At 52.3% G+C, this 11,816-nt stretch carries 14 protein-coding genes; 7 read left to right on the forward strand and 7 right to left on the reverse strand.

All coding sequences use genetic code 11. The annotated features are described in order from the left end of the window. The first annotated feature begins 44 nt into the window (after positions 1-44). The gene (locus tag D9597_RS08870; protein WP_130205719.1) at positions 45-1,058 is read left to right on the forward strand and encodes an NAD(P)-dependent oxidoreductase; all 1,014 of its coding nucleotides are present in this window, start codon (positions 45-47) and stop codon (positions 1,056-1,058) included. Here D9597_RS08870 and D9597_RS08875 read toward each other — a convergent pair. Together D9597_RS08875 and D9597_RS08880 are read right to left on the reverse strand one after the other, a co-directional pair. Continuing rightward, complete coding sequence (locus D9597_RS08875; RefSeq protein ID WP_130222139.1) at positions 1,055-1,885, reverse strand: N-acetylmuramoyl-L-alanine amidase; 831 nt, start codon at positions 1,883-1,885, stop codon at positions 1,055-1,057. The two genes, D9597_RS08870 and D9597_RS08875, sit on opposite strands and share 4 nt — an antisense overlap. Next, positions 1,882-2,205, reverse strand: coding sequence for a heavy metal-binding domain-containing protein (locus tag D9597_RS08880; RefSeq protein ID WP_001160732.1), 324 nt, complete (start codon positions 2,203-2,205; stop codon positions 1,882-1,884). Before D9597_RS08880 ends, D9597_RS08875 begins: the two co-directional genes overlap by 4 nt. 125 nt (positions 2,206-2,330) lie before the next feature. On the opposite strand from D9597_RS08880, the gene D9597_RS08885 reads away from it, so the two are divergent. The 6 genes from D9597_RS08885 to artJ all read left to right on the forward strand — a co-directional run bounded on the left by D9597_RS08885 (position 2,331) and on the right by artJ (position 6,909). Then, complete coding sequence (locus tag D9597_RS08885) at positions 2,331-2,846, forward strand: lipoprotein (RefSeq protein WP_130205231.1); 516 nt, start codon at positions 2,331-2,333, stop codon at positions 2,844-2,846. Between the two features lie 217 nt (positions 2,847-3,063). Continuing rightward, a complete protein-coding gene (gene artP, locus D9597_RS08890; protein WP_130222140.1) occupies positions 3,064-3,792 on the forward strand; it encodes an arginine ABC transporter ATP-binding protein ArtP in 729 nt (242 codons plus the stop codon). A 17-nt stretch (positions 3,793-3,809) separates the two neighbouring features. After that, complete coding sequence (artI, locus tag D9597_RS08895; protein WP_130222141.1) at positions 3,810-4,541, forward strand: arginine ABC transporter substrate-binding protein ArtI; 732 nt, start codon at positions 3,810-3,812, stop codon at positions 4,539-4,541. Between the two features lie 6 nt (positions 4,542-4,547). After that, on the forward strand, positions 4,548-5,264 hold the full coding sequence (gene artQ, locus D9597_RS08900; protein WP_130205229.1) for an arginine ABC transporter permease ArtQ: 717 nt from the start codon (positions 4,548-4,550) through the stop codon (positions 5,262-5,264). Then, positions 5,264-5,932, forward strand: coding sequence for an arginine ABC transporter permease ArtM (gene artM, locus D9597_RS08905; RefSeq protein ID WP_000464489.1), 669 nt, complete (start codon positions 5,264-5,266; stop codon positions 5,930-5,932). Before artQ ends, artM begins: the two co-directional genes overlap by 1 nt. Before the next feature lie 245 nt (positions 5,933-6,177). Next, positions 6,178-6,909, forward strand: coding sequence for an arginine ABC transporter substrate-binding protein ArtJ (gene artJ, locus D9597_RS08910; RefSeq protein ID WP_130222142.1), 732 nt, complete (start codon positions 6,178-6,180; stop codon positions 6,907-6,909). 174 nt (positions 6,910-7,083) lie between these two features. On the opposite strand, the gene rlmC is transcribed toward artJ, so the two are convergent. From rlmC to potG, 5 genes are read right to left on the reverse strand one after another with little or no spacing between them, the layout of a single operon-like run. Beyond that, positions 7,084-8,211: a 23S rRNA (uracil(747)-C(5))-methyltransferase RlmC gene (gene rlmC, locus D9597_RS08915; RefSeq protein ID WP_130222143.1), complete on the reverse strand. Its 1,128-nt coding sequence runs from the start codon at positions 8,209-8,211 to the stop codon at positions 7,084-7,086. Between the two features lie 40 nt (positions 8,212-8,251). Beyond that, on the reverse strand, positions 8,252-8,740 hold the full coding sequence (locus tag D9597_RS08920; RefSeq protein ID WP_130222144.1) for a YbjO family protein: 489 nt from the start codon (positions 8,738-8,740) through the stop codon (positions 8,252-8,254). 59 nt (positions 8,741-8,799) lie between these two features. After that, positions 8,800-9,645, reverse strand: coding sequence for a putrescine ABC transporter permease PotI (gene potI / locus D9597_RS08925; RefSeq protein ID WP_130222145.1), 846 nt, complete (start codon positions 9,643-9,645; stop codon positions 8,800-8,802). Beyond that, entirely contained in the window at positions 9,642-10,586 is a 945-nt protein-coding gene (potH, locus tag D9597_RS08930; protein ID WP_130214732.1) for a putrescine ABC transporter permease PotH, read from the reverse strand. Before potH ends, potI begins: the two co-directional genes overlap by 4 nt. Positions 10,587-10,595: 9 nt before the next feature. After that, the gene (potG, locus tag D9597_RS08935) at positions 10,596-11,729 is read right to left on the reverse strand and encodes a putrescine ABC transporter ATP-binding subunit PotG (RefSeq protein ID WP_130222146.1); all 1,134 of its coding nucleotides are present in this window, start codon (positions 11,727-11,729) and stop codon (positions 10,596-10,598) included. Positions 11,730-11,816 lie beyond the last annotated feature (87 nt).

Genomic DNA, 11,816 nt, shown 5'->3' on the forward strand with positions numbered 1-11,816 from the left:
ACGAAAGAATGCGCACGTCGACTTATCAACAACAGTGGAATGATATGAAGGTACTGGTTACCGGCGCTACCAGCGGCTTAGGTCGAAACGCGGTTGAATTTTTATGCCAGAAAGGCATCAGCGTGAGAGCGACCGGTCGCAACGAAGCGATGGGCAAATTGCTGGAAAAACTGGGCGCAGAGTTTGTCCGGGCGGATCTGACCGAACTTGTCTCATCGCAGGCTAAAGTGATGCTCGCAGGCATTGATACGCTGTGGCACTGCTCCAGCTTTACTTCGCCGTGGGGAACGCAGCAGGCTTTCGACCTGGCCAACGTTCGCGCTACGCGTCGCCTGGGCGAATGGGCTGTTGCCTGGGGAGTGCGTAACTTTATTCATATCTCTTCCCCCTCCCTGTACTTCGATTATCACCATCATCGCGATATTAAAGAAGATTTTCGCCCTCACCGCTTCGCTAACGAGTTTGCCCGCAGCAAAGCTGCCAGCGAAGAAGTGATTAATATGCTTTCGCAGGCGAATCCACAAACGCGCTTTACTATTCTGCGCCCACAGAGTCTGTTCGGACCGCACGATAAAGTGTTCATCCCCCGCCTGGCGCATATGATGCACCACTACGGCAGCATTCTGTTACCGCACGGCGGCAGTGCGCTGGTCGATATGACCTACTACGAAAATGCCGTACATGCCATGTGGCTGGCGAGCCAGGAAAACTGCGACAAACTGCCGTCCGGCAGGGCATACAACATTACCAATGGTGAGCATCGTACACTGCGCAGCATCGTGCAGAAGCTCATCGACGAACTGAATATTGATTGCCGTATTCGTTCAATTCCCTACCCGATGCTGGATATGATCGCCCGCAGCATGGAGCGTTTAGGCCGCAAGTCAGCGAAAGAGCCGCCGCTAACCCACTACGGCGTCTCTAAGTTGAATTTTGACTTTACGCTGGATATTACGCGTGCACAGGAAGAGTTAGGTTATCAGCCTGTCATCACGCTGGATGAAGGGATCGAGAAAACTGCCGCCTGGTTACGCGACCACGGAAAACTGCCGCGCTAATCCTGACCGTATTTCTCCAGCAACGCTTGTGCAATTGCCAGAGTTTCTGCATCCGCTTCGCCGTTATATAACGTCGGGCGGAAATGCATCTGGAACGCCATAATCACTCGTTGCTGTTCGCCAGGCGTCATTTCTGGTTTCACGTCATAGCCGTAACGGGCCAACAGTTCCAGCAATGAGGCGGTATCTACCGGTGTGTGCGGCGCGCGCCCGGCAAGATAAAAGTTCACCCGCTGCGCATCAGGCCAGGCACCAATCCCCTCTTGTGCCAGTTGCTGCCACGGAAATAATGGTCCGGGATCATCTTTGCGCTGCGGCGCAATATCTGCATGAGCCACCACATTTTCCGGTTTGATGTGATAGCGGGCGATAATATCCTTCGCCAGTGGAATAAGCGCCTGAATTTGTGTCGGTTCAAACGGGGCAAAATATTTCACTCCCGCTGATGTTTTCCAGCCACGATTTTCCAGCTCAATGCCAATAGAGGTGTCGTTAAGGCGCGTTGCCCCGCGCCAGGCGCTAATCCCCGCATGCCAGGCCAGTTCCTGTTCCGGTACCAGTTGCCAGATACGCGGCTTGCCATTGTAAAGTGGTGGCTCGGCAGGAACCAGATAATGCGAACTTACGTGCTTATCGGTCAGTGTCGCCAGTGACGTATCAAAGTCCTCTGCGGTGTAGTGGATCACCAGCACTTTAATGCGCGGATACGCCGCCTGCGCCTGGCGTCGGGTATCAAGCTGGTATCCCTCTTTCTCGACAATGCCTTTTTCACCTGCACACCCAGCCAGGAACAAAGCGGCGGCAACCAGCCAGAAGACTCTGCTCATCGACGCGTTTTCACCGCCGTTCCGCTGACGCTAACCATCAGCATACTGCCGTTTTGCCCGACCGTTTCGTAGTCGATATCAATGCCGACCACGGCGTCAGCCCCCAGCGCTCGCGCCTGCTCACCAAGTTCCTCAAAGGCTATCTCCCGCGCTTTACGCAGTTCTTTTTCATACGCACCGGAACGTCCGCCAACGATATCGCGGATACCGGCAAAGAAATCGCGAAAAATGTTAGCGCCTAAAATCGCTTCGCCGGTCACCACGCCGCAATATTCAACGATGGTCTGGCCTTCAAGTGTTGGGGTTGTGGAAAATTGCATGATCGATCTCCTTGTTTGCTAAGCCTTCGATCTTCAAAGCATTATCGGACTGATACGCTATTATTGAAAGGATATCATTATTATCGTAGAACGCTTTTAAGGTGTTCGCTTATAAGGAAATCATTATGCGCTACAGCAAATTGACTATGCTTATCCCTTGCGCACTGTTACTCAGTGCTTGTACCACCGTCACGCCTGCCTATAAAGATAATGGCCCCCGTACGGGATCTTGCGTTCAGGGCGGACCTGACAGCGTGGCCCAGCAGTTTTATGATTACCGCATTTCGCACCGCAGTAACGACATTACCGCTCTGCGTCCATATTTAAGTGACAAACTGGCAACTCTACTGAGCAATGCCAGCCGCGATAACAGCCATCGCGAATTATTAAGCAGCGATCCGTTCTCCAGTCGCACCACTTTGCCTGACAGTGCACAAGTTGCCAGCGCCTCGACCATCCCAAATCGCGATGCGCGCAATATTCCGCTGCGGGTGAATCTGAAACAAGGCGACCAGAGCTGGCAGGATGAAGTGTTGATGATTCAGGAAGGACAGTGTTGGGTGATCGACGATGTGCGCTATTTAGGTGGCAGCGTACACGCACCTGCCGGCACTCTGCGCCAGTCCGTTGAGAACCGCTAAAACCTTGATCAAACGATAACCCCCATAAATTGTCTGGCATTCTGTGAAGAATGCCGACATTTATGCTCGCCGCCCTTCGCCGCCGTTATTTTGTGCTATGTTTATTGAATAATGCGCTTTGCTTTTAACTTTTAAAGCAGAAATATTGCATAATTATTCTGTCAAAGGTACTATCTTCGACTTCAATAGCTATCCGACTGCCAGTATACGAGTGTCAATGAGTATTCAATTAAACGGCATTAATTGCTTCTACGGCGCGCATCAGGCGCTGTTCGATATCACGCTGGATTGCCCGCAAGGCGAAACGCTGGTGTTACTTGGCCCCAGCGGCGCGGGGAAAAGCTCGCTGCTGCGTGTACTCAATCTGCTAGAGATGCCGCGCTCCGGTACGCTCAACATCGCAGGCAACCATTTCGATTTCACTAAAACACCATCTGACAAAGCGATCCGCGAGCTGCGTCGTAACGTCGGGATGGTGTTTCAGCAATACAACCTATGGCCGCATCTGACGGTACAGCAAAACCTGATTGAAGCGCCCTGCCGCGTGCTGGGGTTGAGTAAAGATCAGGCGCTGTCCCGTGCAGAAAAACTGCTGGAACGTCTGCGTCTCAAACCTTATAGCGATCGTTACCCGCTGCACCTGTCTGGTGGTCAGCAACAACGTGTCGCTATCGCCCGCGCGCTGATGATGGAACCGCAGGTACTGCTGTTTGATGAACCGACCGCCGCGCTGGATCCGGAAATTACCGCACAAATCGTCAGCATTATTCGTGAGCTGGCGGAAACGAATATTACCCAGGTGATCGTCACCCACGAAGTTGAAGTGGCGCGTAAAACTGCCAGCCGTGTGGTGTATATGGAAAACGGTCACATCGTAGAACAAGGCGACGCGAGCTGCTTTACCGAGCCGCAAACCGAAGCATTTAAAAACTATCTCTCTCACTAAGATTCGGGATAACAACAATGAAAAAAGTTCTGATTGCCGCGCTAATTGCAGGTTTTAGTCTTTCCGCCACAGCTGCTGAAACCATTCGTTTTGCTACCGAAGCCTCTTATCCTCCGTTTGAATCGATGGATGCGAATAACCAGATTGTCGGTTTTGACGTCGACCTGGCACAGGCGCTGTGTAAAGAGATTGATGCAACCTGCACTTTCTCTAACCAGGCGTTTGACAGCCTGATCCCAAGCCTGAAATTCCGTCGCGTAGAAGCAGTGATGGCGGGCATGGATATCACTCCGGAGCGTGAAAAGCAGGTGCTGTTTACCACCCCGTACTATGACAACTCCGCACTGTTTGTGGGTCAGCAGGGTAAATACACCAGCGTTGATCAGCTGAAAGGCAAAAAAGTCGGCGTTCAGAACGGGACGACGCACCAGAAGTTCATTATGGATAAGCATCCGGAAATCACTACCGTGCCGTATGACAGCTACCAGAATGCGAAACTGGATCTGCAAAACGGTCGTATCGACGGCGTATTCGGTGACACCGCTGTGGTCACCGAATGGCTGAAAGATAACCCGAAACTGGCGGCAGTGGGCGACAAAGTGACCGACAAAGATTACTTCGGTACTGGCCTCGGCATCGCGGTACGTCAGGGCAACACTGAGCTGCAGCAGAAACTCAACACTGCGCTGGAAAAAGTGAAGAAAGATGGCACTTACGAAACCATCTACAACAAATGGTTCCAGAAGTAATTCCTGATGAATGAATTTTTCCCTTTAGCAAGCGCCGCCGGGATGACCGTCGGCCTTGCCGTTTGTGCATTGATTGTCGGGCTGGCGCTGGCGATGTTCTTTGCGGTGTGGGAGTCGGCAAAATGGCGTCCTGTCGCGTGGGCAGGTTCAGCGCTAGTGACGGTTCTGCGCGGCCTGCCAGAAATTCTGGTGGTGCTGTTTATCTATTTTGGCTCCTCACAGCTGCTGCTGACGCTTTCGGATGGCTTCACCATCAATCTTGGGATCGTACAGATCCCGGTGCAGATGGACATCGAGAACTTCGACGTGAGCCCGTTCCTTTGTGGTGTCATCGCTCTGTCGCTGCTGTATGCCGCCTATGCCTCGCAAACGCTGCGCGGTGCATTAAAAGCGGTGCCAGTTGGCCAGTGGGAATCGGGTCAGGCGCTGGGGCTGTCGAAATCGGCTATCTTTTTCCGTCTGGTGATGCCGCAGATGTGGCGTCATGCGTTGCCTGGCCTCGGTAACCAGTGGCTGGTGCTGCTGAAAGATACCGCGCTGGTCAGTTTGATTAGTGTGAATGATTTAATGCTACAAACCAAAAGCATCGCTACCCGTACCCAGGAACCATTTACCTGGTACATTGTGGCGGCGGCGATTTACCTGGTGATTACTCTATTGAGTCAGTACATTCTCAAACGCATTGACCTGCGCGCGACACGTTTTGAGCGGAGGCCCAGCTAATGTTTGAGTATTTACCCGAACTGATGAAAGGGCTGCACACCAGCCTGACGCTAACCGTTGCCTCGCTGATTGTAGCGCTGATTCTGGCGTTAATTTTTACCATCATTCTGACGCTGAAAACGCCAGTGCTGGTATGGCTGGTGCGGGGTTATATCACGCTGTTTACCGGTACGCCGCTGTTGGTGCAGATCTTCCTGATTTATTACGGGCCGGGCCAGTTCCCGACGTTGCAGGAATATCCTGCACTGTGGCATTTACTGTCAGAACCGTGGTTATGTGCGCTGATTGCGTTATCGCTGAACAGTGCGGCGTATACCACGCAACTGTTTTACGGTGCCATTCGCGCGATCCCGGAAGGTCAATGGCAATCCTGTAGCGCTCTGGGAATGAGCAAAAAAGACACGCTGGCGATCCTGCTGCCGTATGCCTTTAAACGCTCGCTCTCTTCTTATTCCAACGAAGTGGTGCTGGTGTTCAAAAGTACCTCTCTGGCTTACACCATTACGCTGATGGAAGTGATGGGTTACAGCCAGTTGTTGTACGGGCGCACCTACGATGTGATGGTATTTGGCGCGGCGGGGATTATTTACCTGATCGTTAACGGCCTGCTGACGCTGATGATGCGCCTGATCGAGCGTAAAGCGCTGGCGTTTGAGCGACGGAATTAATGTAGCTGCGTACGGTTTTGTAGGTCTGATAAGACGCGCCAGCGTCGCATCAGACACCTGCACAGAACCCACATACTGCATAAATCCTTATAATAAAGACGGACAACCCACTAAGTTGTCCGTCTTTTTTATTCCAATTAAATTATTTAATCATATTTATTGCATATAAATTCACTTAATGGCATTGTTATCCCATGCCGCAGACACGGCCAAAAATCATAAGATTGACAGACGGGAGTTCCATCATGAAAAAGTTAGTTCTTGCCGCTTTACTTGCATCCTGTGCGTTCGGCGCTTCTGCCGCGGAGAAAATCAATTTTGGCGTATCAGCGACCTATCCTCCGTTCGAGTCGATGGATGCCAATAACCAGATTGTCGGCTTTGATATCGACCTGGCAAAAGCCTTGTGCAAACAAATGCAGGCAGAATGTACTTTTACTAATCACGCGTTCGACAGCCTGATCCCGTCGCTGAAATTCAGAAAATATGACGCCGTTATCTCCGGTATGGATATCACGCCGGAGCGTAGCAAGCAGGTATCGTTTACCACGCCCTACTATGAAAACTCAGCCGTCGTAATTGCCAAAAAAGATACCTACAAAACGTTTGCCGATCTGAAAGGCAAACGTATTGGGATGGAAAACGGCACCACGCACCAGAAATATATTCAGGATCAGCACCCAGAAGTGAAAACTGTCTCCTATGACAGTTATCAGAATGCCTTTATCGATCTGAAAAATGGCCGTATTGATGGCGTATTTGGTGACACCGCAGTGGTAAACGAATGGCTGAAAACCAATCCGCAACTGGGCGTTGCTACTGAAAAAGTGACCGATCCGCAATACTTCGGCACCGGCCTGGGTATCGCTGTACGTCCGGATAACAAAGCTCTGCTGGAAAAACTGAATAACGCGCTGGCAGCAATTAAAGCTGACGGCACGTATCAGAAAATCAATGACCAGTGGTTCCCACAGTAATTGAGACTGATGACAAAAGTAAGATTGCCTGATGCGCTGCGCTTATCCGGCCCACATCAACTCTGCAATGTATTGATTTAGCATGATTTTGTAGGCCGGATAAGGCGTTCACGCCGCATCCGGCATGAACAAAGCGCACCTGATCAGCAATCTGAAGCCGCAGCCGCGGCTTTTTTATTGTTTCACCAGCAGCGTCAGCACTTCATAGTGCGCGGTGTGCGGGAACATATCAAAAAGCTGTACCCGTTCAATGCGATAACCAGGCAGTTCGCGGATATCTTTCGCCATCGTTTGAGCGTTACAGCTGGAATAGATAATAAAACGCGGTGCCATCGTTGCGAGATAATCACACAGCGGTTTACCAATGCCGCGGCGCGGCGGGTTAACCAGCACCAGCTCCGGCACCTCCCCCTGAGTGGTGGCAAACTGAGTGGAGTCCAGCGCCTGAAATTGCAGACGCGTTAAGCCCAGTTCAGCGGCTGACTGCTTCGCACAGGCAATGGCCTCTGGCGCAATTTCGATCCCGGTTAACTGCATTTCAGGCGTCGCGCAGTGTAAACCAAAGCCCCCCACGCCACAGAACAGATCCCACATATGTTTGACCGGCAGCTGCCGTACCCAGTCGCGCGCGGTGGCATACAGCTGGCTGGCGACCGCCGGATTCGTCTGGAAGAAACTTTGCGGGCGGATCCACAGCGGCACATCGTTAAAACGCTCTGCCAGCGACTGTTGTTCCGTCAGGTAGATCTCCGTCTCCCCTTCCATAATCGCCATATGTACCGGCTGAATATTGACGGTAATGACTTTCAGCTGCGGCAATTGTGCCTGTAACCACGGCAGCGCCTTACGCAGTTGCGCCAGCTTGGTATCAGAACGCAGTACAAAGCGCAGCATCATGCCGCCATCACTCTGACTTTCAGTCAGCAGAATGTATTTCAGTTCGCCACGTTTACGCGCCACGTTGTAAGGCGTTAACCCCGCACGGGCGATAAACGGTTTTAGCGCCGCAAAAACGGGCGCAAATGAGGCAGGATAAAGCGGGCAATCGCAAAGATCTTCCGGCGTGCCGTCACGATGCAGCATTCCGAGCAGTGGTTTTTCAACGCTGCCACTCACCACCATTTTGGCTTTATTACGAAACCCTTGTTCCGGGCCTGGCACCGGCGCGCACCATTCCTCAACCGGAAAATCGGCCAGCAGATTCTTAAGATCGGCGGTTTTAGCGGAGAGTTGCTGTGGAATCGGCTGCGTTATCCACTGACAGGAACGACAGCGACCCGCGTCGTAAAGTGCGCACTGCATACATTGACCTTCACATCATCAGGGGCGACGATTATACACATTATTGCAACTGGAAGAACCGCCGACTGGTCGAGGGAACGAACAGCAGCATCAGGATGAGCATATCCGGCAACTTCTGCAGCATCAGGCTATGGAAGATTTCACGTTTTGATTCACCGGGAATGCTGAACAACTCCGGATAACCATAACCCAGCGAAGCAGCCCACAAATAACTGGCGGCCATGATTTGTGTCAGCAAATACAGCCAGCGCGCCCAGCGACGCCCTTTCACCAGCGAAAATGCACACCAGATCTCAATAAAAACCAGCGCCAGACTGCTTAAAAAGACCAGCGTTAAACTCCAGGTTTGTACGCTGCGATGAATGAACTCGCCAATACCGCGCACACCTAATGTATTGAAAATCATCAACACGTCGAGGCCACGGATCATAATAATGGCGAGCGCCGCCACCTGCACCAGCGCAGGCACATTCAGGCGAGCATGTGATGAAGATGTTTTCTTAAAAAATCCCAACGGTTCGTCTTCCATGAAAACAATGCCGCGACATGCGCGGCATTATGTAGCCAGGTTGGCAAATTTTAGTGTCTTCAGCCACGTCTTGCACGCTGGATATCGCGTATCCGCTGCTTTTCTGCGCGAGCCATCAGATACCAGGCGATAAATCCGACAATTCCGACCGCACCGAGAATTAACGTTGCAAGTGCGTTAATTTCTGGATTCACCCCCATCCGCACGCTGGAGAAGACCAGCATCGGTAACGTGGTAGCTCCCGGCCCGGAAACAAAGCTGGCAATCACCAGATCATCAAGCGACAAAGTAAAAGCCAGTAACCAGCCAGAAATGATCGCGGGCATGATCATCGGTAGCGTAATGACGAAAAACACTTTCAGCGGCATCGCACCGAGATCCATCGCCGCTTCTTCTATCGAGCGATCAAGTTCCCGCAGGCGCGACGAAATAACGACTGCCACATAAGCCGTACAGAAAGTGACATGCGCCAGCCAGATGGTAAGCATGCCGCGGTCCGCAGGCCAGCCAATGGCATGAGCAAGCGCGACGAATAACAACAACAGCGACAAGCCCGTGATCACATCTGGCATTACCAGCGGCGCGGTGATCATAAAGGCAAAACCATTTGATCCGCGAAACCTGCCAAAACGCACCAGCACCACCGCCGCAATCGTCCCGAGGATCGCCGCCGCCGTCGCCGCACAGGCCGCAATTGTCAGGCTTAAACCAACCGCACTCATCATTGCGTCATCGCGCAATAACTCACCGTACCAACGCGTTGACCAGCCCGCCCACACCGTCACCAGCTTCGAGCTGTTAAATGAATAGATAACCAGCATCAGCATTGGCGCATAAAGAAAGGTGAAGCCCAGCAGCAAAATCGCAATCCGCCAGGGCGAACGAACGACCGGTAAATTATTCATCCGTGTTCTCCCACACTTTTTTGCTGATACTTGTGGAACCACATAATAGGCACGATTAGCAGCAACAACATGATAATCGCCACTGCCGAGGCGACTGGCCAGTCACGGTTATTGAAGAACTCCTGCCACAGCACGCGCCCGATCATGATGCTATCCGGACCGCCGAGCAGTTCCGGGATCACAAACTCGCCCACGGCCGGGATAAACACCAGCATCGACCCGGCAATAATCCCACCTTTAGTCAGCGGCACGATCACAGTAAAGAACGTTTTCAGCGGTCGTGCACCGAGATCCAGCGCCGCTTCCACCAGCGAATAATCAATACGAATCAACGCGGTGTAGATCGGCAGCACCATAAACGGCACATAGGCGTAAACAATGCCAATATAGACCGCCAGGTTGGTATGCAGAATGGTCAGCGGTTGATCGATAACGCCCAGCCACAGCAGAAAATTATTCAGCACACCATTGTTTTTTAATATTCCCATCCAGGCATAAACGCGGATCAGAAACGAGGTCCACGACGGCAGGATCACCAGCAGCAATAAGATATTGCGGGTCGAGGGTTTACTGTGCGCCACCGCCCACGCCAGCGGGTAGCCGATCAGTAAACAGCAAAATGTCGAAATCGCCGCCACCTGTAACGACTGGAGATAAGCATCGAAATAGAGCGGATCGTCGGTCAGTTGCAGGAAATTACCGAAATTAAGGGTGATGGACAGTTGCCCGTCAGCCCACTCCATCAGTTCGGTATAAGGTGGAATGGCGCGCGCCATCTCCGCCAGGCTTATTTTAAAGACAATCAGAAATGGCAGCAGGAATAGCAAAATTAACCAGATATACGGCAGCGCAATCACCAGTTTGCGCCCGTGCTTCATCTGCCACTGCGTAAGCCACTGTTTTAACCCGCCCGGCTGGACAGGAGGTTCAAGTGTACTCATCTTTGCTCCTTAAACCGTCAGCACCACACAACTGTCCACTTCCCAACATAAACGAACTTCATCACCCCAGGTCGGTAGCCCTTTGCGGTGACGATGCGCGTTTTGTAGCTGGGCGCTAATCATCTGCCCGCTTTTCAGACGAACGTGATACACCGAAAGATCGCCGAGATAGGCAATGTGTATCACCTCCCCCACCGCGAAGTTACAACCATTGGCGGGCGGCTCCTCGCAAAGCATGATTTTTTCCGGTCGCAGCGCCACATGTACCGGCACGTTATCGACCACTGACGCCAGCGGATCGACTTTCAGCGGATGGACCAGCCCCGGTGAATCGAGCAACAGGCCGTCTTCCTGACGCTCTTTTAGTAGCCCTTCAAAGACGTTGACTGAACCAATAAACTCGGCGCTGTAGCGGGTAGTCGGATGCTCGTAAATCTCTTCCGGCTCGCCAATCTGAACAAATTTCCCGCGATTCATAATGGCGATACGCCCCGCCATAGTCATCGCCTCTTCCTGATCGTGAGTAACCATTACGCAGGTCACGCCGACACGCTCCAGAATATCCACCACTTCAAGCTGCATCCGGTCACGCAATTTTTTATCCAGCGCGCCCATCGGCTCATCGAGCAGTAATAGTTTCGGGCGCTTGGCAAGGCTTCGGGCCAGGGCCACACGCTGGCGTTGGCCACCGGAAAGCTGGTGTAGTTTGCGTTTGGCGAACTCCTGCATATGTACCAGTCCGAGCATCTCGTTGACCCGGCTGGCAATTTCCGCTTTTGGCAATTTGTCCTGCTTCAGGCCAAAGGCGATGTTCTGTTCCACGGTCATATGGGGAAACAACGCGTAAGACTGAAACATCATATTGATGGGCCGCAGATAAGGAGGAACCCGTGACAGGTCGACGCCATCAAGCATAATCTGCCCGGCAGAAGGTTGTTCAAAACCTGCCAGCATACGTAGCAGCGTGGATTTACCACAGCCGGATGCGCCCAGCAGTGCAAAGATTTCGCCTTTATAAATGGTCAGACTGACATCATCGACCGCATGTTGACCATCGTAGGATTTGGTCAAATTACGGATTTCTAATAGTGGTGTCAGCGACTTACGACTTTTCGCCTGCGGGCGAGGGATAGCGTCATTCACGGCTGCTCTCCGGCATTGAATGTGTGCAAGCGCACCATGATGGTGCGAATTGCCGGCGGGTGTGGTGCACCCGTCCGGCATCTACAA

Origin of the sequence: Escherichia sp. E13S3 (assembly GCF_004212325.1) — a bacterium.
In the GTDB taxonomy this organism is placed as follows: domain Bacteria; phylum Pseudomonadota; class Gammaproteobacteria; order Enterobacterales; family Enterobacteriaceae; genus Escherichia.

What these genes read in the sequence shown, in the direction of transcription:
- D9597_RS08870 (WP_130205719.1), top strand. Translation starts at nt 45, where the DNA reads ATGAAGGTACTGGTTACCGGCGCTACCAGCGGCTTAGGTCGAAACGCG.
- D9597_RS08875 (WP_130222139.1), bottom strand. Translation starts at nt 1,885, where the DNA reads ATGAGCAGAGTCTTCTGGCTGGTTGCCGCCGCTTTGTTCCTGGCTGGG.
- D9597_RS08880 (WP_001160732.1), bottom strand. Translation starts at nt 2,205, where the DNA reads ATGCAATTTTCCACAACCCCAACACTTGAAGGCCAGACCATCGTTGAA.
- D9597_RS08885 (WP_130205231.1), top strand. Translation starts at nt 2,331, where the DNA reads ATGCGCTACAGCAAATTGACTATGCTTATCCCTTGCGCACTGTTACTC.
- artP (WP_130222140.1), top strand. Translation starts at nt 3,064, where the DNA reads ATGAGTATTCAATTAAACGGCATTAATTGCTTCTACGGCGCGCATCAG.
- artI (WP_130222141.1), top strand. Translation starts at nt 3,810, where the DNA reads ATGAAAAAAGTTCTGATTGCCGCGCTAATTGCAGGTTTTAGTCTTTCC.
- artQ (WP_130205229.1), top strand. Translation starts at nt 4,548, where the DNA reads ATGAATGAATTTTTCCCTTTAGCAAGCGCCGCCGGGATGACCGTCGGC.
- artM (WP_000464489.1), top strand. Translation starts at nt 5,264, where the DNA reads ATGTTTGAGTATTTACCCGAACTGATGAAAGGGCTGCACACCAGCCTG.
- artJ (WP_130222142.1), top strand. Translation starts at nt 6,178, where the DNA reads ATGAAAAAGTTAGTTCTTGCCGCTTTACTTGCATCCTGTGCGTTCGGC.
- rlmC (WP_130222143.1), bottom strand. Translation starts at nt 8,211, where the DNA reads ATGCAGTGCGCACTTTACGACGCGGGTCGCTGTCGTTCCTGTCAGTGG.
- D9597_RS08920 (WP_130222144.1), bottom strand. Translation starts at nt 8,740, where the DNA reads ATGGAAGACGAACCGTTGGGATTTTTTAAGAAAACATCTTCATCACAT.
- potI (WP_130222145.1), bottom strand. Translation starts at nt 9,645, where the DNA reads ATGAATAATTTACCGGTCGTTCGTTCGCCCTGGCGGATTGCGATTTTG.
- potH (WP_130214732.1), bottom strand. Translation starts at nt 10,586, where the DNA reads ATGAGTACACTTGAACCTCCTGTCCAGCCGGGCGGGTTAAAACAGTGG.